Annotated in this window: 23 protein-coding genes and 1 tRNA gene; 14 read left to right on the top strand and 10 right to left on the bottom strand. The window is 64.0% G+C overall.

Features of this window, described 5'->3' with window-relative positions; all coding sequences use genetic code 11:
• From murC to lpxC, 7 genes are all read left to right on the top strand, one after another.
• Entirely contained in the window at positions 1-1395 is a 1395-nt protein-coding gene (gene murC, locus BG57_RS18240) for a UDP-N-acetylmuramate--L-alanine ligase (RefSeq protein WP_035966868.1), read from the top strand.
• Between the two features lie 32 nt (positions 1396-1427).
• The gene (locus BG57_RS18235; RefSeq protein WP_035966917.1) at positions 1428-2369 is read left to right on the top strand and encodes a D-alanine--D-alanine ligase; all 942 of its coding nucleotides are present in this window, start codon (positions 1428-1430) and stop codon (positions 2367-2369) included.
• Between the two features lie 34 nt (positions 2370-2403).
• Complete coding sequence (locus tag BG57_RS18230; protein ID WP_035966865.1) at positions 2404-3156, top strand: cell division protein FtsQ/DivIB; 753 nt, start codon at positions 2404-2406, stop codon at positions 3154-3156.
• A 26-nt stretch (positions 3157-3182) separates the two neighbouring features.
• A complete protein-coding gene (gene ftsA / locus BG57_RS18225; protein ID WP_035966862.1) occupies positions 3183-4415 on the top strand; it encodes a cell division protein FtsA in 1233 nt (410 codons plus the stop codon).
• A 142-nt stretch (positions 4416-4557) separates the two neighbouring features.
• Positions 4558-5754, top strand: a complete 1197-nt coding sequence (gene ftsZ, locus BG57_RS18220) for a cell division protein FtsZ (protein ID WP_035966858.1) — start codon at positions 4558-4560, stop codon at positions 5752-5754.
• A gap of 254 nt (positions 5755-6008) precedes the next feature.
• Positions 6009-6512 (top strand): peroxiredoxin, encoded by a 504-nt coding sequence (locus BG57_RS18215; protein ID WP_035966856.1) that lies wholly within the window; start codon positions 6009-6011, stop codon positions 6510-6512.
• A 272-nt stretch (positions 6513-6784) separates the two neighbouring features.
• A complete protein-coding gene (gene lpxC / locus BG57_RS18210) occupies positions 6785-7702 on the top strand; it encodes a UDP-3-O-acyl-N-acetylglucosamine deacetylase (protein ID WP_035966855.1) in 918 nt (305 codons plus the stop codon).
• Positions 7703-7786: 84 nt separating this feature from the next.
• Here lpxC and BG57_RS18205 read toward each other — a convergent pair whose 3' ends face one another.
• On the bottom strand, positions 7787-8281 hold the full coding sequence (locus tag BG57_RS18205; RefSeq protein WP_035966854.1) for a DciA family protein: 495 nt from the start codon (positions 8279-8281) through the stop codon (positions 7787-7789).
• 288 nt (positions 8282-8569) lie between these two features.
• Here BG57_RS18205 and secA point away from each other — a divergent pair, with 288 nt between their 5' ends.
• The 4 genes from secA to BG57_RS18185 all read left to right on the top strand — a co-directional run bounded on the left by secA (position 8570) and on the right by BG57_RS18185 (position 14159).
• Positions 8570-11389: a preprotein translocase subunit SecA gene (gene secA / locus BG57_RS18200; protein WP_035966852.1), complete on the top strand. Its 2820-nt coding sequence runs from the start codon at positions 8570-8572 to the stop codon at positions 11387-11389.
• A gap of 195 nt (positions 11390-11584) precedes the next feature.
• Positions 11585-12826 (top strand): bifunctional glutamate N-acetyltransferase/amino-acid acetyltransferase ArgJ, encoded by a 1242-nt coding sequence (gene argJ, locus BG57_RS18195; protein ID WP_035966851.1) that lies wholly within the window; start codon positions 11585-11587, stop codon positions 12824-12826.
• Positions 12827-12858: 32 nt separating this feature from the next.
• On the top strand, positions 12859-13722 hold the full coding sequence (locus BG57_RS18190) for an ATP-binding protein (RefSeq protein WP_035966850.1): 864 nt from the start codon (positions 12859-12861) through the stop codon (positions 13720-13722).
• A 5-nt stretch (positions 13723-13727) separates the two neighbouring features.
• The gene (locus BG57_RS18185) at positions 13728-14159 is read left to right on the top strand and encodes an NUDIX domain-containing protein (RefSeq protein WP_035966915.1); all 432 of its coding nucleotides are present in this window, start codon (positions 13728-13730) and stop codon (positions 14157-14159) included.
• A 13-nt stretch (positions 14160-14172) separates the two neighbouring features.
• On the opposite strand, the gene yacG is transcribed toward BG57_RS18185, so the two are convergent.
• The 9 genes from yacG to BG57_RS18140 all read right to left on the bottom strand — a co-directional run bounded on the left by yacG (position 14173) and on the right by BG57_RS18140 (position 21916).
• Positions 14173-14364, bottom strand: coding sequence for a DNA gyrase inhibitor YacG (yacG, locus tag BG57_RS18180; RefSeq protein WP_035966849.1), 192 nt, complete (start codon positions 14362-14364; stop codon positions 14173-14175).
• A 70-nt stretch (positions 14365-14434) separates the two neighbouring features.
• On the bottom strand, positions 14435-15190 hold the full coding sequence (gene zapD, locus BG57_RS18175; protein WP_035966846.1) for a cell division protein ZapD: 756 nt from the start codon (positions 15188-15190) through the stop codon (positions 14435-14437).
• A 160-nt stretch (positions 15191-15350) separates the two neighbouring features.
• A complete protein-coding gene (gene coaE / locus BG57_RS18170) occupies positions 15351-15953 on the bottom strand; it encodes a dephospho-CoA kinase (RefSeq protein ID WP_035966844.1) in 603 nt (200 codons plus the stop codon).
• Between the two features lie 16 nt (positions 15954-15969).
• Entirely contained in the window at positions 15970-16881 is a 912-nt protein-coding gene (locus tag BG57_RS18165; RefSeq protein ID WP_035966843.1) for a prepilin peptidase, read from the bottom strand.
• Positions 16882-16912: 31 nt separating this feature from the next.
• Positions 16913-18121, bottom strand: coding sequence for a type II secretion system F family protein (locus BG57_RS18160; protein WP_035966841.1), 1209 nt, complete (start codon positions 18119-18121; stop codon positions 16913-16915).
• The gene (locus BG57_RS18155) at positions 18118-19302 is read right to left on the bottom strand and encodes a GspE/PulE family protein (RefSeq protein ID WP_035966839.1); all 1185 of its coding nucleotides are present in this window, start codon (positions 19300-19302) and stop codon (positions 18118-18120) included. Before BG57_RS18155 ends, BG57_RS18160 begins: the two co-directional genes overlap by 4 nt.
• 71 nt (positions 19303-19373) lie before the next feature.
• Positions 19374-20660 carry an HlyC/CorC family transporter gene (locus tag BG57_RS18150; protein ID WP_035966837.1) on the bottom strand — a complete coding sequence of 429 codons (1287 nt, stop codon included), beginning with the start codon at positions 20658-20660 and terminating at the stop codon, positions 19374-19376.
• Positions 20661-20806: 146 nt separating this feature from the next.
• Positions 20807-20883: transfer RNA gene (locus BG57_RS18145), tRNA-Pro, on the bottom strand.
• Positions 20884-20923: 40 nt separating this feature from the next.
• A complete protein-coding gene (locus tag BG57_RS18140; protein ID WP_035966835.1) occupies positions 20924-21916 on the bottom strand; it encodes a polyprenyl synthetase family protein in 993 nt (330 codons plus the stop codon).
• A 257-nt stretch (positions 21917-22173) separates the two neighbouring features.
• Here BG57_RS18140 and rplU point away from each other — a divergent pair, with 257 nt between their 5' ends.
• The 3 genes from rplU to cgtA all read left to right on the top strand — a co-directional run bounded on the left by rplU (position 22174) and on the right by cgtA (position 24085).
• The gene (gene rplU, locus BG57_RS18135) at positions 22174-22485 is read left to right on the top strand and encodes a 50S ribosomal protein L21 (protein WP_008342953.1); all 312 of its coding nucleotides are present in this window, start codon (positions 22174-22176) and stop codon (positions 22483-22485) included.
• A 34-nt stretch (positions 22486-22519) separates the two neighbouring features.
• On the top strand, positions 22520-22780 hold the full coding sequence (rpmA, locus tag BG57_RS18130; protein WP_035966833.1) for a 50S ribosomal protein L27: 261 nt from the start codon (positions 22520-22522) through the stop codon (positions 22778-22780).
• Positions 22781-22987: 207 nt separating this feature from the next.
• Positions 22988-24085 carry an Obg family GTPase CgtA gene (gene cgtA / locus BG57_RS18125; RefSeq protein ID WP_035966831.1) on the top strand — a complete coding sequence of 366 codons (1098 nt, stop codon included), beginning with the start codon at positions 22988-22990 and terminating at the stop codon, positions 24083-24085.
• Positions 24086-24124: the final 39 nt, after the last annotated feature.

Below are 24124 nucleotides of genomic sequence, written 5' to 3'. Positions count from 1 at the left end.
ATGAAACATATCGTCAAGCACATTCACTTCGTCGGCATCGGCGGAGCGGGGATGAGCGGCATCGCTGAAGTGCTGCTCAATCTCGGTTATCAGGTCAGCGGTTCGGACCTCGCGCAAAACGCGGTCACGGAGCGGCTTCGTGCGCTCGGCGCGCGTGTCGAGATCGGTCATCGCGAAGAGAACATCGAAGGCGCGAATGCGGTCGTCGTATCGACGGCCGTGCGGCCCGACAATCCCGAAGTGCTCGCCGCGCGCCATCGCCGCGTGCCGATCGTGCCGCGCGCCGTGATGCTCGCGGAACTGATGCGCCTGAAGCAGGGCATCGCGATTGCCGGCACGCACGGCAAGACCACGACCACGTCGCTCGTCGCGAGCGTGCTCGCCGCGGGCGGGCTCGATCCGACCTTCGTGATCGGCGGACGGCTGATCAGCGCCGGCGCGAACGCGCGGCTCGGCACGGGCGATTTCATCGTCGCCGAAGCGGACGAATCGGACGCGTCGTTCCTGAATCTTTTCCCGGTGATCGAAGTCATCACGAACATCGACGCCGATCACATGGACACCTACGGCCACGACTTCGCGCGGCTCAAGCAGGCGTTCATCGAGTTCACGCACCGGCTGCCGTTCTATGGCATCGCGGTGCTGTGCGTCGACGACCCGAACGTGCGCGAAATCCTGCCGTTCGTGTCGAAGCCGATCATCCGCTATGGCATCGGCGCGGAGGCGCAAGTGCGCGCGGTGAACGTCGAGGCGCGCGGCGGCCGCATGCATTTCACGACGATGCGCGAAGACGCGCCGCCGCTCGATATCGTGCTGAACCTGCCCGGCCTGCACAACGTGCAGAACGCGCTCGCGGCCATCGCGATTGCGACTGAACTCGAAGTTGCGGATGCCGATATCCAGAGGGCGCTCGCCGACTTCAACGGTGTCGGCCGGCGCTTCCAGCGCTACGGCGAAGTGAAGACGACTGACAACGAAGGCGCGTACACGCTGATCGACGACTACGGTCATCACCCGGTCGAAATGGCCGCGACGGTCGCGGCGGCGCGCGGTGCATTTCCCGACCGGCGTCTCGTGCTTGCCTTCCAGCCGCATCGCTACACGCGCACGCGCGACTGCTTCGAGGACTTCGTCAAGGTGCTCTCGACGGTCGACGCTCTCGTCCTCACCGATGTCTACGCAGCCGGCGAAGCGCCGATCGTCGCCGCCGATGGCCGCGCGCTCGCGCGTGCGATCCGCGTCGCCGGGAAGATCGAGCCGGTGTTCGTCGAAACGGTGGACGAGGTGCCCGACGCGCTGACGACGATCGCGCGCAATGGCGATGTAGTAATCACGATGGGCGCGGGTTCCATCGGCGGTGTATGCGGGCGGCTCGCGCAGAGCCAGCCGCAGTGATGACAGCAATGAGCGACGCAATGAGCAACACAGTGAACAACATCGATCCGAAAGTCTTCGGCAAAGTGGCCGTGCTTCTCGGCGGAAATTCCGCGGAGCGCGAAGTCTCGCTCAATTCGGGCCGGCTCGTGCTCGAAGGACTGCGGGACGCCGGCGTCGACGCGCATCCGTTCGATCCCGCCGAGCGTCCGCTCTCCGATCTGAAAGCCGAGGGCTTCGAGCGCGCGTTCATCGCGCTGCACGGCGGTTATGGCGAGAACGGCCAGTTGCAGGGCGCGCTGGACTTCTACGGCATCCGGTACACCGGCAGCGGCGTGCTCGGGTCCGCGCTCGGCATGGACAAGCTGCGCACGAAGCTCGTGTGGCAGCAGACCGGCATCCCGACGCCGCCGTTCGAGACCGTCGTGCGCGGCGACGACTATGCATCGCGCGCGCAGGACATCATCGCCAGGCTCGGCCTGCCGCTCTTCGTGAAGCCCGCGAGCGAAGGATCGAGCGTCGCGGTCATCAAGGTGAAGAACGCAGAGTCGCTCGTGCCGGCGCTGGAGCAGGCTGCGCAGTTCGACAAGATCGTGATCGTCGAGAAGAGCATCGAAGGCGGCGGCGAGTACACGTGCTGCATCGCGGGCGATCTCGACTTGCCGGTCATCCGGATCATTCCGGCGGGCGAGTTCTACGACTACCACGCGAAGTACGTCGCCGACGACACGCAATACCTGATTCCCTGCGGCCTGACCGACGCGGAGGAAACGCGCATGAAGCAGTTGACGCAGCGCGCATTCGACATGCTCGGCTGCACCGACTGGGGCCGCGCCGATTTCATGCTGGACGCGGACGGCAACCCGTACTTCCTCGAAGTGAACACCGCGCCTGGCATGACCGATCACTCGCTGCCGCCGAAGGCCGCGCGGGCGGTCGGCATCAGCTACAAGGACCTGGTCGTGAAGGTGTTGTCGCTCACGCTTACGAGCTAACGCAGGATCAACGGAACAAGACGAAGCACGAGCCATGTGGAACAACGTTCGCCAGATGAACCTGGCCGCCAGCGCGCTGCACGCCATGCTCGTGCTGATGCTGCTATGCGCCGCGGGCGTATGGGCGATCCAGCGTCCCGAGTTCCGCCTGCGCGAAATTCAGATCGACGGCGACACGCAGCACATCAATACGCCCACGGTGCGTGCGAGCGTGGTCGGGCATTTGAAGGGCAACTTCTTCACCGTCGATCTCGATACCGCGCGGACCGCGTTCGAACAGATGCCGTGGGTGCGTCATGCGAGCGTGCGCCGCGTATGGCCGAACGCCCTCGCGGTGACGCTCGAGGAGTACAAGCCGCTCGGCACGTGGGGCAACGATCAACTGGTGAGCGTCGACGGCGAGCTTTTCACCGCGAATCAGGGCGAGCTCGACGACGACCTGCCCGCGTTCGACGGTCCGGAAGGCACGGCGAAGGAAGTCGTCGCGCGTTATCACGATTTTCAGAAGTGGTTTGCGCCGCTCGATGCGCAGCCCGAGGAAGTGACGCTGTCGCCGCGTTTCGCGTGGACGGTCAAGCTCTCGAACGGCACGCAGATCGAGCTCGGCCGCGAGCGCAATCAGGACACGCTGTATGACCGCACCAGGCGGTTCGTCGCATCGTGGCCCTCCGTGACGGGGCGGTGGGGCAAGGAGATCGAATATGCGGATTTGCGTTACCCCAATGGCTTCGCGATACGCGCCGCCAGCATGCGCTTCATCAACGACACCGACAAGGCCAAGAAGTAAGCAGACATCACAGGCATGAGCACGCTATGAGCAAAGACTACAAAGACCTGCTGGTTTCCCTCGACATCGGAACGTCGAAGGTGGTCGCGATCGTCGCCGAATTGAAGGGCGAGGGCCACTACGAGGTGATCGGACTCGGTCAGAGCGACTCGAAGGGGTTGAAGAAGGGCGTCGTGGTCAATATCGAGGCCACGGTGCAGTCCATTCAGCGCGCGCTCGAGGAAGCCGAGCTGATGGCGGATTGCAAGATCACCAACGTCTTCACCGGCATCGCGGGCAGTCACATCCGCAGCTTCAATTCGAGCGGGATGGTCGCGATCAAGGACAAGGAAGTGACGCAGACCGACGTCGCGCGCGTGATCGAGACGGCGAAGGCCATCAACATCCCGACCGATCAGCAGGTGCTGCATATCCTGACGCAGGAATTCATCATCGACGGGCAGGAGGACGTGCGCGAGCCGATCGGCATGAGCGGCATCCGCCTCGAAGTGAAGGTGCATATCGTCACGGGCGCGGTGAGCGCGGCGCAGAACATCGTCAAGTGCGTGCGCCGCTGCGGGCTCGAAGTGAACGACCTCATTCTGCAACCGCTTGCGTCGTCGCTCGCGGTGCTGACCGAGGACGAGAAGGAACTGGGCGTCGTGCTCGTCGATATCGGCGGCGGCACGACCGATATCGCGATCTTCAGCGAAGGCGCGATCCGTCATACGGCGGTGATTCCGATCGCCGGCGACCAGATCACGAGCGACGTCGCGATGGCGCTTCGCACGCCGACGCCCGACGCGGAAGACATCAAGGTGAGCTACGGCATCGCGAAGCAGGCGCTCGCCGATCCGGACGAAATGATCGAAGTGCCGGGCCTCGGCGAACGCGGTCCGCGCACGTTGTCGCGCCAGGCGCTGGCGGCGGTGGTCGAGCCGCGCGTCGAAGAACTGTTCTCGCTCGTGCAGCAGGTCGTGCGCGAATCCGGCTACGAAGAGCTGCTGTCGAGCGGCGTCGTGCTGACCGGCGGCGCGGCGATGATGCCCGGCATGGTCGAACTCGGCGAAGACATCTTCCTGAAGCCGGTGCGCATTGGCGTGCCGGAGTATGCAGGCGGTCTCGCGGATGTCGTGCGCAACCCGCGCTACTCGACCGCGATGGGCCTGCTCGCCGAAGGACGCTCGCAGCGCATGCGCGGCCGCAAGGTCGCGGTGCAGAACGGATCGATGGGGCAAGTGCTCACGCGAATGAAGGACTGGTTCCTCGGAAACTTCTAAAGCCCGAGCGCAGCACAGCAGTACGAACAAATTTATGTAAGCAGTGAATATAATTCGCGCCGGTACCGGCGGCTAGCGCGCGGCGAGAGGTTGCCCGATCTCTCACCGGATAACGCCGATCTTCATTCTTGACGGAGGCAACATGGATTTCGAAATGCTGGAAACGGAAACCAACGGAACGATCATCAAGGTGGTCGGAGTTGGCGGTGCGGGCGGCAACGCCGTTCAGCACATGATCAATCGGGGTGTGCAGGGCGTCGATTTCATCGTGATGAACACCGACGCGCAGGCGCTGGCTCGCTCGCGCGCGCCGGCGGTCCTGCAATTGGGTATGACCGGCCTGGGCGCAGGCGCCAAGCCGGAGAAGGGTAAGGAAGCGGCGGAAGATGCACGCGAGCGCATCGCCGACGCGCTCCGTGGCGCCCATATGGTGTTCATCACCGCGGGCATGGGTGGCGGCACGGGTACGGGCGCGGCGCCGGTCGTCGCGCAGATTGCGAAGGAAATGGGCATTCTGACGGTCGGCGTCGTCAGCAAGCCGTTCGAGTTCGAAGGCGGCCGCCGCATGCGCGTCGCTGAAGCCGGCTCGCAGCAACTGGAAGATCACGTCGATTCGCTGATCGTCGTGCTGAACGACAAGCTCTTCGAAGTGATGGGCGACGACGCCGAGATGGACAAGTGCTTCCAGTGCGCGGACGACGTGCTGAACAACGCCGTCGCGGGCATCGCTGAAATAATCAATGTCGATGGTCTCGTCAACGTCGACTTCGAAGACGTGAAGACGGTGATGGGCGAGCAGGGCAAGGCCATGATGGGCACGGCGACGGTTGCCGGCGTCGATCGTGCGCGTCTCGCGGCTGAACAGGCCGTGGCGAGCCCGCTGCTCGAAGGCGTGGACCTGTCGGGTGCGCGCGGCGTGCTGGTGAACATCACGTCGAGCCGTTCGCTGCGTCTGTCTGAAACCCGCGAAGTGATGAACACGATCAAGTCCTACGCAGCCGACGACGCCACGGTGATTTTCGGCGCCGTGTACGACGACGCAATGGGCGATGCCCTGCGCGTGACCGTGGTCGCGACGGGCCTGGGCCGTGCGGCGAAGAAGCAGCAGCAAGCGCCGATGACGCTTCTGCGCACGGGCACCGACAATCAGCCGGTCGCGCATGCAGCGCATGGCAACTACGCGCCGCAGCACGGTCAGACGACGGACTACGGTCAACTCGATACGCCGGCAGTGTGGCGCTCGACGCGTGAAACCGCGGCATCGCATGTGCAGGCATTGCAGGAGAAGGGCGTCGATACGTACGACATCCCCGCGTTCCTGCGCAAGCAAGCGGACTGACAGGCCCCGCGCCTTTCGGTTGCTGGCACGAGCAGTCCAGCCACCGCAGGCACGTCGAGCGTGAACCGGCGATGCAGGTTTCGCGTGGGGCGACTGTCCAAGGCCGCGTCGAAGTAACGACGCCAGGCCGTGGCCAGCCGCCCGCGAATTTGCCGAAGGCAAATGAAACCTGAACCGTCGAAGCACGCATCGGTGGCACTGCGGGACGAATGAGCGCCAGGGATGTCCGGGCACTGACGAGGGAAGGACCGAGCATGATCGAAGTGGGTGAAACGTTGCCTGATGCGCGTCTCTTCGAGTTCATCGAAGTGGCGAGCGAGGGCTGTGCCGTGGGACCGAACGGGTTCCCGGCGCGCGAGCGGGCCGCAGGCAAGCGCGTGGTGATCTTCGGATTGCCGGGCGCGTTCACGCCAACGTGCTCCGGCAGGCACGTGCCGGGCTACGTCGACGCAGCGGACGAGTTGTTCGCCGCGGGCATCGACGAAATCTGGTGCGTTTCCGTCAACGACGCGTTCGTGATGAACGCGTGGGGACGCGATCTTCAAACCGCGGGCAAGGTGAAGATGATTGCGGACGGCAGTGCGCGTTTCACTCAGGCACTCGGACTGGATCAGGATTTGACCGAGCGCGGCATGGGAATCCGTTCCCAGCGCTACGCGATGGTGGTCGACAACGGCGTGGTCAAGACGCTCGCTGTCGAAGCGCCCGGCAAGTTCGAAGTCAGCGACGCTCGAAGCATCCTGGCGACGTTGACCTGATGGCAGTGGCGTCGCGTTGCGTGTCGTTGTAGTTACGCAACGCTGAAAGACGTCCTCGCAATCGGCGACAACTTAGGGCCGATGACCGGAAATGCCTCCATTCCGGCCATCGGCCCGTTTCACTTGACTCTCCCGAGATCGCGGCGTAACACAGGGAAACAGTTGATACGCCTTGGTTTGGGACGAAATGTTCCGAATCGAGTATACTTCGATCTATTAGAATTCTGCGTGCGATTAATTCTCTTTATCGGGAATGCTATCGGACTAAAATCATGTTGAAGCAGCGAACAATCAAGACCGTCGTCAAAACCGTGGGAATCGGCCTTCACTCCGGCCGCAAGGTCGATCTGACGCTGCGACCGGCGCCGGCGGGAACGGGCATTGTCTTCTCGCGGGTCGACCTGCCGCAGCCGGTGGACATTCCGGTCTCGGCCATGGCAATCGGCGACACCCGGCTCGCATCGGTGTTGCAGAAGGACGGCGCGCGCGTGTCGACCATCGAGCACCTGATGTCGGCGTGCGCGGGTCTGGGCATCGACAACTTGTACGTCGATGTGACCGCCGAAGAGATTCCGATCATGGACGGCAGCGCGGCTTCCTTCGTGTTTCTGATTCAGTCGGCGGGTATCGAAGAGCAGAACGCGCCGAAGAAATTCATCAAGGTCAGGAAGCCGGTCGAAGTGCGCGACGGCGACAAGTTCGCGCGCCTCGAGCCGTACTTCGGATTCAAGCTGAGCTTCACTATCGACTTCCGTCATCCCGCCGTCGACAAGACGGGGCAGGCGCTGGAAGTGGACTTCGCGACCACGTCGTACGTTCGCGATATCGCGCGCGCACGCACGTTCGGTTTCGCGCACGAAGTCGAAATGATGCGCGAACTGGGCCTTGCACGCGGCGGCAGCATGGACAACGCGATCGTGCTGGACGAGTACCGCATCCTGAATAACGACGGCCTGCGCTACGACGACGAGTTCGTGAAGCACAAGATGCTTGACGCCATCGGCGACCTGTATGTAGCCGGACATCCGTTGCTGGCGGCGTACAAGGCGTACAAGGGCGGCCACGCGATGAACAACATGCTGCTGCGCGAACTGCTGGCGAACGAAGACGCCTATGAAATCGTCACGTTCGACGACACGCAGAAAGCGCCACGCGGTTTCGCGTTCGATACGCAGACCGCATTCGCCTGATCATCGGCGGCGGCAAGCGGCAAGCGGCAAGCGGCAAGCGGCAAGCGGCAAGCGGAACAAGGTGAGCGGCAGCGAAAGCGCCGCTCATTTTTTTTGTCCGCGGCCCTGGTGGCGTGCCGCCATGCGCGCAAGCGCCTCCTGCAGCGGCGACGGCGCCAGCGACTCAGCCAGCTCATGCAATGCCGATGCGCCCGCCGCCGACATGCGCGCCTGCTTGGGCGGCGCCGCTTCTCTCACCGCTTGCGGACGCACGCGGATTCGCAGCGAATCGACCGCCCAGCCGCGTTGTTGAAGATCGGCAAGCAGGCGAGGCTCCATATGACGCAGACGCGCCGCTAGCGCATTGTGCGCGGCGAAGAGCGCGAGCACGCCATCCTTGATGAAGCCGGGTTCGATGTTGGCGGCGAGATAATCCGGCAAAAGCGCCGTCAGATCGCGTTGCAGCGCCGCCATTTGCTCGACGCCGGCACGCAATGCGCGGAAAGCATCGGTCTGGCCGAGCACGTCAGCGACGGCTTGCGGCCGGCGCGGGTCCAGCCGCCTGGGCGGATACCTTGAATTTGTAGAAAAACGGCTCATTTCTTAATCGACGGACGCGTGACGCGACCCATCGATTGTACCGCGAGCCTGCCGCCCGGAACGCCCGGATGCCTTGTACCGACGCCCGCGCAGCGGAGCTTTCAAGCGGTTGACTGTCGCGTTCCGCCGACGTCCGCGAGCCCACGCCGACGCAAGGCGTGCTTGACTCGCGTGCTAAAATTCCCGATTCGAATTTCACCCCATGGACTTAAGTCGCCGAGGTTTTTTGGAGCCCGGACGCAGGTTTAAACTGTCGTCCTCCGAAGCCGCGACGCAGACACTGATCCGATGACGACCGGTTTCCTTCAGAAGATTTTTGGCAGCCGCAATCAGCGGCTGATCAAGCAGTACCAAAAGACCGTTGCGGCGATCAATGCCCTCGAGCCGACCGTCGAGAAATATTCGGACGATCAGTTGCGCGCGAAGACGGACGAGTTCCGCAAGCGCGTCGCCGGCGGCGAGTCGCTCGACGTGCTTTTGCCCGAAGCCTTCGCCGTCTGTCGCGAGGCGAGCCGGCGCGTCTTGAAGATGCGCCACTTCGACGTCCAGTTGATCGGCGGCATGGTCCTGCACTACGGCAAGATCGCCGAAATGCGCACCGGCGAGGGCAAGACGCTCGTTGCCACGCTCGCGGCGTATCTGAACGCGCTGTCGGGCCGGGGCGTGCACGTCGTGACGGTCAACGACTACCTCGCCCAGCGCGACGCCGAATGGATGGCTCGCCTGTACAACTTCCTCGGGCTCTCGTGTGGCGTGAATCTGTCGCAGATGCAGCACGCGCAGAAGCAGGAAGCCTACGCGGCGGACATCACCTACGGCACGAACAACGAGTTCGGCTTCGACTATCTGCGCGACAACATGGTCTACGAGACCGATGCGCGCGTGCAGCGGCCGCTCAATTTCGCGATCGTCGATGAAGTGGACTCGATCCTCATCGACGAAGCGCGTACGCCGCTCATCATCTCCGGCCAGGCCGAAGACCACACCGACCTCTACGTGCGCATGAACGCGCTGCCGCCGCTGCTCGAAATGCAGATCGGCGAGGAGAAGGCGGACGGCACGGGCGTCGAGAAGCCGGGCGACTACACGCTCGATGAGAAAGCGCGTCAGGTGTTCCTGACCGAGTCGGGCCACGAGAAGGCGGAGCGTCTGCTCGTCGAGTGGGGCCTGATCGGCGAAGGCGAAAGTGTCTACGCGCCGCAGAACATCACGCTGATGCATCACATCTATGCGGCACTGCGCGCGCATACGCTCTTCCATCGCGATCAGCATTACGTGGTGCAAAACGGCGAAGTCGTGATCGTCGACGAATTCACGGGCCGCATGATGACCGGCCGCCGCTGGTCGGACGGCTTGCATCAGGCCGTCGAAGCGAAAGAGCACGTGCAGATTCAGGCGGAGAACCAGACGCTCGCCTCGATCACGCTGCAGAACTACTTCCGCATGTATTCCAAGCTGTCCGGCATGACCGGCACGGCGGACACCGAAGCGTACGAATTCCAGGAAATCTACGGCCTCGAAACGGTCGTGATTCCGACGAACCGTCCGCCGAAGCGCGTCGACAAGCAGGACCAGATCTACAAGACGTCGAAGGAACGTTACGACGCCGTCATCCGCGATATCCGCGATTGCGTCGAGCGCGGCCAGCCGACGCTCGTCGGCACCACGTCGATCGAAGCGTCGGAGTTGCTGTCCGGCTTGCTGACGCAGGCGGGCGTGCGTCACGAAGTGCTCAACGCGAAGCAGCACGCACGCGAAGCGGCGATCGTCGCGGAAGCGGGCCGGCCGGGCGTCGTGACCATTGCGACGAACATGGCGGGTCGCGGCACGGACATCGTGCTCGGCGGCAACGTCGAGAAGCAGGCGTCGTTCATCGAGGCGGATCTTTCGATTCCCGAAGAAGAAAAAGCCGCACGCATCCAGAAGCTGCACGACGAATGGCAGACGCTGCACGACCACGTGAAGGCTGCGGGCGGGCTGCATATCATCGGCACGGAGCGTCACGAATCGCGCCGTATCGACAACCAGTTGCGCGGCCGCGCGGGCCGTCAGGGCGATCCGGGCTCGTCGCGTTTCTATCTCTCGCTGGACGATCCGCTCCTGCGCATCTTCGCGGGCGACCGCGTCCGCGCGATCATGGACCGCCTGAAGATGCCGGAAGGCGAGCCGATCGAAGCGGGCATGGTCACGCGTTCGATCGAAGGCGCGCAGCGCAAAGTCGAAGCGCGCAACTTCGACATCCGCAAGCAACTGCTCGAGTACGACGACGTCGCCAACGATCAGCGCAAGGTCATCTATCAGCAGCGCAACGAGTTGCTCGAAGCGAACGACGTGCAGGAGACCATCGCCGCGATGCGTCACGGCGTGATCAGCGATCTAGTGCGCACGTTCGTTCCGGCGGGCAGTATCGAAGAACAGTGGGACGCGCCGGAACTCGAGGAAGTGCTGCGCAACGAGTGGTCGCTGGATCTGGCCATTCAGGAGATGATCAACGAGTCCAACTCGATCGACGCCGAGGAAATCTCCGAAGCCGTGCTTTCCGCCGCCGACGAAGCGTACGAGGCGAAGGTCGCGCTCGTGGGCCGCGAATCGTTCAGCGCATTCGAACGCTCGATCATGCTGCAGACGCTCGACAGCCGCTGGCGCGAGCATTTGGCCGCGCTCGATCATCTGCGTCAGGGCATCCATCTGCGCGGCTATGCGCAGAAGAATCCGAAGCAGGAATACAAGCGCGAGGCGTTCGAACTCTTCGCCGCGATGCTCGATTCCGTGAAGCAGGAAGTCACGCGCGTCGTGATGAACGTGCAGATCCAGTCGCCGGAGCAACTGGAAGAAGCCGCCGAGCAGTACGAAGAGAAGGGCAGCCATCTGGAGAACGTGTCGTTCACGCACGCGGACTTCAACGCGGCCGCCGCGCCGGCCGCTACGCCGGCAGCCGCCGCTGCGGCGACCGCCACCGCGCAGATGGTCAATCAGGCGATGGCGGCGAGCGACGACATCACCGTGGCCACGCGCCCGTCCGACGAAGTGCCGAAGGTCGGCCGCAACGACCCGTGCCCGTGCGGCAGCGGGAAGAAGTACAAGAACTGTCACGGAAAGCTGGCATAAGCGCTTTCTGATCGACAAAACGGACGAGCGACGCAGCAATGCGTCGTTTGTCTTTGCAGGTCTCAACCGGGCCGCGCTGCGCGCCCCGAGCGTTTCACGGCGCCGTCCGCAGCATCACAGCTTCAGGCGGCGTCAGTCTTTCACAGCGTGCCGGCGCATCGGGCCGGCACTCGCCACCATCAGCGAGTCGCGAACATGGCTGTCAACTTCCCCTCGATCGATCCCGCCGCGCTACATCCGGTTCCAGGCGTCACGCTAGGCTGGGCCGAAGCGAACATCCGCAAGCCCAATCGCAAGGACGTGCTCGTGATTCGCGTCGATGAAGGCGCGACCGTCGCGGGCGTGTTCACGCAAAACCGCTTCTGCGCCGCGCCGGTGACGGTGTGCCGCGAACATCTGGACGCGGTGCGCGCCGGGGGCAAGGGCATTCGCGCGCTGGTCGTCAACACGGGCAACGCGAACGCGGGTACCGGTGAGCCAGGCATGGCGCACGCCCGCGAAACCTGCGCCGAACTCGCGCGTCTCGCGGGCGTCGACCCGCAGCAGATTCTGCCTTTCTCGACCGGCGTGATTCTCGAGCCGCTGCCGATCGATCGCCTGAAAGCCGGTCTGCCCGCCGCGCTCGCCAATCAGCAGCCCGCTCACTGGTTCGACGCCGCGCAAGCCATCATGACGACCGACACGCTGCCGAAAGCGTCGTCGCGCCAAGTGCAGATCGACGGTCATGCGGTTACGTTGTCCGGTATCAGCAAGGGCGCGGGCATGATCAAGCCGAACATGGCGACGATGCTCGGCTTCCTCGCCTTCGATGCCGCCGTTGCGCAGCCGGTGCTCGACGAGCTCGTGAAGCACGTGGCGGATCGCTCGTTCAACTGCATTACCATCGACGGCGATACTTCCACGAACGATTCGTTCATCCTCATCGCGTCGGGGAAGTCGAGCCTGCCCGCGATCACGTCGACGGATGCGCCGGCCTACGCCGCGCTGCGCGACGCCGTGACGGCAGTGGCGCAAGAACTCGCGCAACTGATCGTGCGCGATGGCGAAGGCGCGACAAAGTTCATGACGATCACGGTCGAAGGCGGCAAGGATGTTGCTGAATGCCGCCAGATCGCCTACGCGATTGGTCATTCGCCGCTCGTCAAGACCGCGTTCTACGCATCCGATCCGAACCTCGGCCGTATCCTGGCCGCCATCGGCTATGCGGGCGTCACGGACCTCGACGTCGGCAAGATCGACCTGTATCTCGACGACGTGCTCGTCGCAAAGGCCGGCGGGCGCAATCCTGAGTATCGCGAAGAAGACGGCCAGCGCGTGATGAAGAAAAGCGAAATCGCGATTCGCGTCGTGCTCGGCCGTGGCAACGCCGAGGCAACCGTCTGGACCTGCGACCTCTCGCACGATTACGTCAGCATCAACGCCGATTACCGCTCGTAACGCGCGCTGAACCGGCGCGCAAAGAAAGAGACATGGACAAACTCGAACAATTTCTCACGCGCGCCGAAGCGGTTCTGGCGCGTATCGAAGGCATGCTGCCGCCTGCCGCGCCCGATATCGACTGGCAATCCGCGGTGGCTTTCCGCTGGCGCAAGCGGCAGGGGCGCGGCTTTTTGCAGCCGGTGCCCGCCATCTCGGACATTTCGCTCGACGACCTGCAGAACATCGATCGCCAGAAAGGGCTCATCGAGCAGAACACGCGGCAGTTCGTGAACAGGCTGCCCGCCAACAACGTGCTGCTGACGGGCGCGCGCGGAACGGGCAAGTCCTCGCTCATCAAGGCGTGCCTGAACGCGTACGCGAAAGACGGCCTGCGTCTGATCGAAGTCGACAAGGACGATCTCCACGATCTCGGCGATATCGTCGATCTGATCTCGGCGCGGCCCGAGCGCTTCATTGTGTTCTGCGACGATTTGTCGTTCGAGGAAGGCGAATCGGGCTATAAGGCGCTGAAGGTCGCGCTTGATGGATCGGTGGCCGCCCAGTCGGACAACGTGCTGATCTACGCGACGTCGAACCGCCGCCATCTGCTGCCCGAGTACATGAGCGACAACGAGTCGTACAAGCACATGCCCGACGGCGAGATTCATCCGGGCGAAGTCGTCGAAGAGAAGATTTCGTTGTCCGAGCGTTTCGGGTTGTGGGTGAGCTTCTATCCGTTCAAGCAGGACGACTATCTGACGATCGTCGGCCACTGGCTGAAACACTTCGGTTGCGAGGCGGCCGAAATCGAAAGCGCGCGCGGCGACGCGCTGGTCTGGGCGCTCGAGCGCGGTTCACGCTCGGGCCGCGTGGCGTGGCAGTTTGCGCGCGACTGGTCGGGCCGCAAGCAATGAGCGGCATGAACGAAGCACGAACGGACGTCGCGCCCGATGGCCGCAAGGTGACCGAGGTAGCCGTCGGCGTGATGGTTCAGCCGGACGGACGCTATCTGCTCGCGCAGCGGCCCGACGGCAAGCCGTACGAAGGCTATTGGGAGTTTCCGGGCGGCAAGCTGGAAGCGGGCGAGAGCGTCGAGGCGGCGCTTTCGCGCGAACTGCACGAGGAACTGGGCATCGACGTGACCGCGTGCGAACTCTGGCGCACGCTGGAGCACGACTATCCGCATGCCTACGTGCGTCTCTTTTTCTGCAAGGTGACCGGCTGGAGCGGGACGCCCCGTGGCCGCGAGGGGCAGGCGATCGCGTGGCAGGCGCTTCCGGTGGCGGTCGCGCCGCTTCTGCCCGCCGCGATTCCGGTGTTGAACTGGCTCGAGGCGGAAGCGGAGCGTTGAAGCCGCGAGGCCGCTAGTTGAGGCCGCCGTGCGAATCGTCGTCCGGCGGCGTTTCCTGCGAATTGCCCGCAATCTTGTACTTCTCGGCCGCCCAGGCGCCGAAATCGATTTGCTTGCAACGCTCCGAGCAGAACGGACGATAGCGATTTTCCGGGACCCAGCGCACTTCCTTGGCGCAGGTCGGACATTTGACGACAGTGGTCATGACGGTGAGGCGTGGCGAGTTGAGCCGGCGTTGAATCGACAATCGACTATATGAGGCCGGACCGCGCGGTTCAAAGGCTGCAAAGCGTCAGATGAAACGGGACGTCGACATCGACGGGGCGCGGTTTCAGATCGCCGTCCTGCACGGTGAAACGCACCCACAGCATGTACTTGTTGGCGCTCGCTTCCGGAATGACGCGCACTTCGGGCGACACGCGCACCTGCATCAACTGGTAGGTGCGGCCCGAGAGCATCTGCTGATAGCTTCCCTGCATCGCCATGACTTTCGACGCCTGGCCCGACTCGCGCGCAAGCCGAAGCACGATGGCAGCGGCGTCGCGCAGGGCGAGCATCGGCATGACCCAGCTCGCGATGTCCTGACGGCGCTGTTCGACGGGCAACTGCTGCCACGCGTAATACGACGGCAGATCGAACTTGCAGGTGCCGCCGGGAATGATCGTGCGGCTGCGGATGCTGGCAAGCCATTCGTTGTCCGCAAGATGCTGGCCGGTCTTGCCGTGCATGTCGCCCAAACCGGCGAGCGTTTGTTCGATTTCGCCAAGGACGGCTTCCAGCGCCTCCTGCTCGATACCCGGATTGCCGCGAAACGGCGCGAGCGTCTGACGCTGGCGCTCCAGTTCCTTCATCAAGTCGGCTTTGAGGTCCGTGCGCCCCGCGACTTCCGAGATTTCGAAGAGCGTGGTCAGCGCCACATGATGCTCCCGAGGATCTTCCTGCGTCAGAAAGAACGTGAAGCGCTCGAACAAGTCTTCGAGACGCAGCAGCGTCCGGATTCGCTCGTTGAAGGGATACTCGTAAAGGATCAAGCGCGCTCGCCTCGGCGTGGGTCGGTTGCTTCCATGAGCGGAAGTCAGCACATTCTAATGCCGCATCCGAACCCTAGCAAATCGCGCCACATTCTCGCCGCATTTACCGCTTTTCCCGGCAAAATCCGCAACTTCTTCGATATTCAACACTCGAAAACCGTCACCCGGCGAGTTCCAGATAACGCGCGTGGAGTTCGTCGACCTGAGTTGCGAGTGTTTCGAGCGTGGCGGCTTCATCGTTCCGCACGATGTCGTCTGCTGCCGCGAGCCGCGTTTCGCGCGATGCCTGCTTCGCGATGATCGCCAGCACCTGCTCGCGCGGGAAGCCGTTTCGCCGCATGACGCGCTCGATCTGCGTCTCCACCGGGCAGTCGACGACGAGCACGCGCGACACCCGCGAAGCCCAGTTCCCCGATTCGACGAGCAACGGCACCACGACGATGTGATACGGGCCGCTCGCCGCCTGGCGCTGACGCTCGGTCTCGGCGCGTATCAGCGGATGCAGGATGGCTTCGAGGCGGGCTTTGGCGGTGTCCTCGGTGAAGACGAGTTCGCGCATTCGGGCGCGGTCAAGCGAGCCGTCGGGCGCCAGGAAGCCGCTGCCGAATTCGCTCGCGATCAGCGGCATCGCGACGCCGCCCGGCGCCGTCACCTGATGCGCGATGATGTCCGTATCGATGAGCGGCACGCCGCGCGCCGCGAACAGGTCCGCGACCGTGCTCTTACCGCTTCCGATGCCGCCCGTCAGCCCGATGCTGAACATCTGCTGCTCCTTGTCTTCATCCGAACAATGCGTAAAGCGGCGTGCCGACGAACAGGGTGATCGCCCCGCCCGCCGCAAGGAACGGCCCGAACGGCAACGGCTCTTCGAAGCTCATGCGGCCCCGCCACGTTGCGACGATGCCGAACACCGCGCCCGCCACCGCCGAGATCAGGACTACTTGCGCGAGCGAGGCCCATCCGAGCCATGCGCCGATTGCGGCCAGCAGCTTGAAGTCGCCGTAGCCCATGCCTTCGACGCCGCGCGCCAGTTTGAAAATCCAGTACACGCACCACAGAAAGACATAGCCCGCGATCGCGCCGGTGACTGCGTCGTGAAGGGTCGCGAATCCGCCTTCGCCCAGATTGACGATCAGCCCCGCCCACAGCAGCGGCAGCGTCAGCACGTCGGGCAGATAGCGCGTGTCGTAATCGATGAGGCTCGCAGCCAGCAGCGTCGCGCACAGGCCGAATGCCGCGAGTGCCGGCCAGTCGGGCCCGTAAGCGTAAAGCGAGAGTGCTGCCAGCGCGGCGGTCGCCAGTTCGATCAACGGGTAGCGCGGACTGACGCGCGCGCCGCACGAGGCGCATCGTCCTCTCAGCGCGAGATAGCTCAGGACCGGAATGTTCTCCCATGCCCGCAGCACGTGACCGCAATGCGGACATGCGCTGCGCGGCACCGCGAGATTGAAGCGCGCGGGATACGCGTCGGCGGGCGCTTTGGAAGCATCGGGCACGGCGGAATCGAATTCGGCGCGCCACGCGCGTTCGAGCATGACCGGCAAGCGATGCACGACGACCGTCAGAAAGCTGCCGATGACCAGCCCGAACACGACGGCGAACGCGTATTGCGCGACGACCGGCAAAGCCGCGAACGGCGCCAGGTAATCGCTCGCATGGTGCGCGGCGGACGGATCGAACGGAGGCTGCATGATCTGGATGCGATGTCTTTGGCCCGCGATGCTACACCACGTTGCCGAGCTGGATGATCGGAAGATACATCGCGATGACGAGGCCGCCCACCAGCGCGCCCAGCACCGTGATGACGAGCGGTTCGCACAGACTCGCGAATGTGCCGATGCGCTCGTCCACCTGACGATCGGCGAGCGCGGCGAGATCGAGCAGCATTGCGTCGAGCGAGCCGGATTCTTCCGCGACGGCGATCGGTTGCACGACGTCCCGAGGGAAGCAGCCGAGCGCGCGCATCGCGAAAGCCAGACGTTCGCCGTTGCGCAGGCGCGCCGCGATCTCGACGGTCGCGCGGTCGAACACCTGATTGCCGGTGGCGTGCGCGAGGGAATCGAACGCGTCGGATAGCGGCGTGCCGGCCGCGAGCAAGGTGCCGAGCGCGCGGCTCCATCGGGCGACGGCGAGCGACCGCAGCAGCGCGCCGACGATCGGCAGCTTCAGCGCAATGCGGTCCGCGGTTTCGCGGGCGCGGGGGGAACGCCGGAGCCATCGTGCACCGGCCAGCACCGCGCAGACGCAGAGCGCCGTGAACGGCACGGCATGATGCGCGACGGCATCGGACAACGCGAGCACGAAGCGCGTCGGCGCGGGCAGCGCGGCGCCGAAGCCATCGAAGATCGTCTTGAATGTCGGCACTACGCCGATCAGCAAGCCCGCCGTGATCGCGAGCGACAGCAGCAGCACCATCACCGGATAGGCGAGCGCGGCACGCAACTTCGCGCGCTGGGCGCTGGCGCGGTCCTGATCATCGGCGAGCCGCGCGAGCACGGCGGGCAACGCGCCCGCCACTTCGCCGACCGCGACGAGCTGGCAATAAAGCGCGCCGAACGCCCCCGGATGACGCGTGAGCGCGGCCGAAAACGGCACGCCCCGCGTGATGTCGCGTGCAAGCGATCGCACGATGCGCGGCAGGCCGCCACGTCCGCCCGCGTCGCCGAGCATTTCGAGTGCACCCGCGAGCGGCAGCCCCGCGCGCAACAGACCGGCAAGCTGACGCGTGAAAACGCCGACATCCGACGCCGATGCCTTCGCAGGCGGCGCGTCGCCGAGCGCTTCGAGTTCGAGGACGATCACGCCGTCCCGTCGCAACGACGCGCGCGCCGAAGCGGCATCGGCCGCGATGAGCTTTCCGCTCATGCGCGCGCCTTCCGCGTCGATGCCGCGCCAGCCGAAGCGGACGTCCGATGATCCTTGCGCGCTCATACGATCTCCGTCGCGTCCACGGCTTCCGCGACGCTCGTCACGCCTTCGCGCACGCGAGCGAAAGCGGCGTCGCGCAGCGCGGGCATGCCCTCCGATTGCGCGAGCCGCGAGATCGCATGCGTCGCCGACCGCGCGACGATGAGTTCGCGCATCGCATCCGAAACCGGCATCAACTGATGCACACCGATTCGCCCGCGATACCCGATGCCATGACACGCCGGGCAGCCGCGCGGCTCGAACGGACGAAAGCCGTCGTCGAGCGTGAGCGACGAACGCGCACGGCAGGCCTCGCACAGCTTGCGCACCAAGCGTTGCGCGGTCACGAGCCGCAGCGCCGACGCAAGGTTGTACGGCGCCACGCCGATGTCGATGAGGCGCGCGATCGCGGCAGGCGCGTCGTTCGTGTGAAGCGTCGAGAGCACGAGATGGCCGGTCTGCGCGGCCTTCACCGCGCCGTCCGCGGTCTCCGAGTCACGGATCTCGCCGACCATGATGACGTCGGGGTCCTGCCGCATGAACGCGCGCAACGCCACGGCGAAGTTCAGGCCGGCCTTCTCGCGTACGCTGACCTGATTGATGCCGGCGAGCTGAATTTCGGCCGGGTCTTCGACCGAGCAGATGTTGCGCGCTTCGGCGTTGAGCATCTGCAGGAAGCAATAGAGGGACAAGGTCTTGCCGCTGCCTGTCGGCCCGGTGACGAGAACGAGACCATGCGGCGCGCGAATCGCCGAATCGACGACGCGGCCTTGCGCTTCGCTCAGGCCGAGCGCGCCAAGCGAAAGGTCCGGCGGCAGCGCATCCAGCCGACGCAGCACGAGCTTTTCACCGAAGAGCGTCGGCAGCGAATTCACGCGATAGTCGCCGGTCTGTCCCCCGCCAAGCGCGAGCCGCAGCCGGCCGTCCTGCGGCACGCGGCGCTCGGCGATATCCATGCGCGCCAGCACTTTGATGCGCGTCACGAATGCATCGCGCAGATGCGGTGGCGGACGGCGCAGCACGTGTAACGCGCCGTCGACACGCAGCCGGATGCGCCAATCGTGCTCGGACGGCTCGACGTGGATATCGGACGCGCCGCGCTCGGCCGCTTCGCGCAAGGTGTTCGCGAGCAGCGAGACGGCGGGCGAGTCGGGATCGGATGCGGTGTCGAGAGAAGGTTCGGCGGCGCGGAAGGCGGAGATCATCGGAGCACGGTGCGAAATGAGATGAGCCGATCATCCCGCGCCCGCTTGCCCGCGCCTACTCGTCCGAATGGCTAACGCAGCACGCGCTTGCCCGGCGTCGGCGGGCGGAAGATCTTGACGGTGCGGATCGACTGATCGTCGCTGCGCAGGACTTCGAAATGAACGCCCGCGATACGCACCGATACGTCGCCGTCCGGAATTTGTTCGAGCGTTTCGAGGATGAGACCGTTCAGCGTCTTGGGGCCGTCCGTCGGCAAGCTGAGCTTCAGCCAACGGTTGAGTTCCCGCAGTGGCATGCTGCCCGGGACGATGCACTCGCCGTTCTCGTCCCAGCCGCGCGAGCCTGCGCCGCGCGGAATCGTCGTCGTGAACTCGCCGATCAGTTCTTCGATGATGTCTTCCGGCGTGACGAGGCCCTGCAATTCGCCGTATTCGTCGACCACGATCGCGATGCGTTGGCCGCTCTCCTGGAAATACTGAAGCTGCTGAAAAACCGGCGTGCCGGCGGGAACGAAGTAGGGCTCCATGAGCAGTTCGCGCAGCGTTTCGCGCTCGAGTTCCTGGTTATGCAGCGCCGACAGCGTCTTGCGTACGTGCAGGATGCCGAGCACGCGGTCGATGTCGCCCTGATAAACAACGAGCTTGTTGTGATAGCAGGTTTCGAGCTGGTGCAGGATCTGGTCGAACGGCGCGTCGAAATCGAGCGCTTCGATCCGGCGGCGGGGAATCATCACGTCATCGACGGAGATGTTTTCCAGATCGAACAGGTTCAGCAGGATGCTGCGGTGCTTGGTCGGCATGAAGCTGCCGGTTTCCAGCACGATGGTGCGCAGCTCTTCCGGCGACAGACGCTGATCGCGGCCGCCCTTCGTGTTGATGTGCAGCGCGGCCAGAATGGCGTTGGCGAAGAGATTGACGAACCACACGAGCGGCCGCGCGATGCGCATGAGCGGCGCAAGCACGAGACTCGCCGGCAACGCGACCTTCTCGGGAAAGGTCGCCCCGACGATCTTCGGCGCGATCTCCGCGAACACGATGATCAGGAACGCGATCACGCCCGTCGTCACCGACAGCACGACGTTGTTGTGACCGAACGTGCGCAGCGCGATCGACGTCGTGAGCACCGGGATGATCGTGTTGATCAGGTTGTTGCCGATGAGAATGACGGAGAGCAGCTGATCGGTCTTCGCGAGCAGGCCCTGCGTGGTCCGGGCGCGCAGCGATCCCTGGCTAGCCAGAAATTTCAGCCGATGGCGGTTGAGCGCCATCATCGAGGTTTCGGAGATCGAAAAAAAACCGGAAAGAATGAGAAGCAGGAAGATGGCGCAGATTTGCGCCCATAAGGGAAGGTTGTCCACGCGGTGATCGAGTAGAAGCGATGATGAAAGGGACTATAGCAGACGGCTTTCCCGCTTCGCCTCCCGGCCGATCGGCCAGGCATGACGCAGCGGGGGCTGGAAAAGAAAAAACCCGCATGGCGGACCATGCGGGTTTTTGCAAATTCTGGTCGGGGTGAGAGGATTCGAACCTCCGGCCTCTACGTCCCGAACGTAGCGCTCTACCAGGCTAAGCTACACCCCGAATTCAACTTAACTAGACGTTTTGTGCGCTAAAGTCTCGTTTAAGACTGTCTCGCCGTCGAGTAAGAGCATAATTCTAGCAGGCTATCTTTGAAAATGGAACTGGGGAATGACGAAATCGCATCGGCGGCGGCCTGTGCTTCATTTCGCGCGCATTGCAACGTGTGATCGAGCGCACCGGACGTGGTGATTGCGTGGAAGATCGTGTCGAAGCGATCCGTGCCGCCTTGCTCGATGGCTTCGCGTGCGAGCGCCGCCTGTTCCGGCGTGCCGTGCTCCATCAGATAGATGAGCGGCAGCGTCGGCTTGCCTTCGCGCAAGTCGTCGCCGGCATTCTTGCCCATCGATTCAGGCGTGCCCGTGTAATCGAGCCAGTCGTCCATGATCTGGAACGCCGTGCCGATGCGCCGGCCAAACTCCGCCGCCGCTGCTTCCGTGCGCGCATCCGCACCTGAGAGCACCGCGCCCAGTTGTGCCGCCGCCTCGAAAAGCTTCGCCGTCTTGTAGCGGATGACCTGCATGTAACGCGCTTCGTCGACGTCCGGGTCGTGCATGTTCAGAAGCTGCAGCACTTCGCCTTCGGAAATGATGTTGGTCGCGACCGAAAGAATCTCCATCACGCGCATCTTGCCGACGCTCACCATCATCTCGAACGAGCGCGAATACAAGAAGTCGCCGACCAGCACGCTCGCCGCGTTGCCGAACAGCGCGTTCGCGGTCTTGCGGCCACGGCGCAGATCGGATTCATCGACGACATCGTCGTGCAGCAGCGTTGCGGTGTGGATGAATTCAACGACCGCCGCGAGTTCATGGCGATGCCCGGTCGTATCGCCCAGCGCGCCCGACACGAGCAGCAGCAACGCCGGACGCAGCCGCTTCCCGCCCGCGCCGATGATGTACTCGGAAATCTGATTGATGAGCATCACTTCTGATGCCAGGCGCTGCCGGATGACGCGATTGACCTGCTGCATGTCCTCGGCGATCGGGGCAAGCAGTGCGGCGGCGTCGGGGGAAGAAGTGGCGGTGGACGACATGATCGGCTGATAAGGTAATGCGGCGGATTATAAGGCGAATCGGCGCGGCGACGGGTGCCGCGGCGCGCGAGGGTCGCGCGAGCGGGCGCAATCGCGATCGGATCGGGGCGAAATCGCAGAAGATCGGGCACGGATGCCGCACGCCGGGTACAAACGGCAAATGTCAATGCCTTTTGACGCGCTGCCTAACCCTATGTATAATCTCGTGTTTTCCGCGCGTGGTGCGTGGGAAAACGAAATTCTGAGTGAGGTTCTCAATGTACGCGGTCATAAAAACCGGCGGCAAGCAGTATAAGGTTGCCGTTGGCGAAAAATTGAAAGTAGAACAGATACCGGCAGACATTGACGCTGAAATCACGCTCGACCAGGTTCTCGCAGTAGGCGAAGGTGAATCGATTCAGTTCGGTACACCGCTGGTCAGTGGGGCTTCCGTCAAGGCTACCGTCGTGTCCCAGGGTCGTCACAAGAAAGTGACCATCTTCAAGATGCGCCGCCGGAAGCACTACCAAAAGCACGCTGGCCATCGCCAGAACTACACCGAACTGCGCATCGACGCGATCAACGCTTAACGCGTCGCGCACAACGGTAAAGGAGCTATAGCAAATGGCACACAAAAAAGCAGGCGGGTCTTCCCGCAACGGCCGCGATTCGGAATCGAAGCGCCTCGGCGTGAAGGTTTACGGCGGCCAGGCAATCAACGCGGGCGGCATCATCGTTCGCCAGCGCGGCACGCGCATGCACCCGGGTGAAAACGTCGGCATCGGCAAGGATCACACGCTGTTCGCGCTGACCGACGGCCACGTCCAGTTCACGACGAAGGGCGCAGCGAAGAAGCACACGGTCGTCGTCGTCCCGGCAGCGTAAAACCTACGCACGGGCTTCAGGACCGCAAAAGGCCCCGCGAAGTTCGCGGGGCCTTTTGCATTGGTGCGCGGAAAACGCCGCATCGACAGAATTCACGCTTATCGATGACCGGCAGCCGCCGGTCACGGCAAAATAGCGGTTCGGCTGCAGCTACGGCGTTATCGCCGGGGCGGCCTCATCGCTTGGAAACACGGGACGGAGCAACGCATGAAGTTCATTGACGAAGCGAGGATCGAAGTCATCGCCGGCGACGGAGGAGATGGCAGCGCGTCGATGCGCCGCGAAAAGTTCGTCCCGTTCGGCGGGCCGGACGGCGGCGACGGCGGGCGCGGCGGCAGCGTCTACGCGGTCGCGGATCGCAACATTAACACGCTGATCGACTACCGGTTCGCGAAGAAGCATCAGGCGCGCAACGGCGAGAACGGGCGCGGCGCGGACTGCTATGGCAAGGGCGGCGAAGACATCACGCTGCGCATGCCGGTCGGCACCATCATCTCGGATCAGGAAACGGGCGAAATCATCGCCGATCTGACCGAGCACAATCAGCAGGTCCTGATCGCGCAGGGCGGCGCGGGCGGCCTCGGCAACCTGCATTTCAAGTCGAGCACGAACCGCGCGCCGCGTCAGAAGACCGATGGCAAGCCGGGCGAGCGTCGCATGCTCAAGCTCGAGCTGAAAGTGCTGGCGGACGTGGGCTTGCTCGGCATGCCGAACGCGGGGAAATCGACTTTCATCTCGTCGGTCTCGAACGCGCGGCCCAAAATTGCCGATTATCCGTTCACGACGCTCGCGCCCAATCTCGGCGTGGTGCGCGTCGGGCCGAGCAAGAGCTTCGTGATCGCGGATATCCCGGGGCTGATCGAAGGCGCGGCGGAAGGCGCGGGGCTGGGGCATCGCTTCCTGCGGCACTTGCAGCGCACCGGGGTGCTGCTGCATCTGGTCGACCTGGCTCCGTTCGATGAAAACGTCGATCCCGTCGCCGATGCGAAGGCGATCGTCGGCGAACTGCGCAAGTACGACGAGGCGCTCTTCGAAAAGCCGCGCTGGCTCGTGCTGAACAAGCTCGACATGGTGCCCGAGGACGAGCGCGAGGCGCGCGTGAAGGACTTCATCGAGCGTTTCGAATGGGACGGCCCGGTGTATGAAATCTCCGCGCTCACCGGCCAGGGCTGTGAGGCGCTGACCTACGCCATCTTCGATTACATCTCGCAGCATTCCGACGCCTCGCGTGCGGCCGAAGCGGAAGATCTCGCCGCCGACGTGCGCTTCCGCGACGACGCAGCGAGCAAAGAAGCCAACGAGTAACGAAGCGACCCGCTGATACGGGCCGCGACACCCGAGGAG

The organism is Caballeronia grimmiae (assembly GCF_000698555.1).
Lineage (GTDB): Bacteria > Pseudomonadota > Gammaproteobacteria > Burkholderiales > Burkholderiaceae > Caballeronia > Caballeronia grimmiae.
This window is presented reverse-complemented; position numbering and strand designations above follow the sequence as displayed.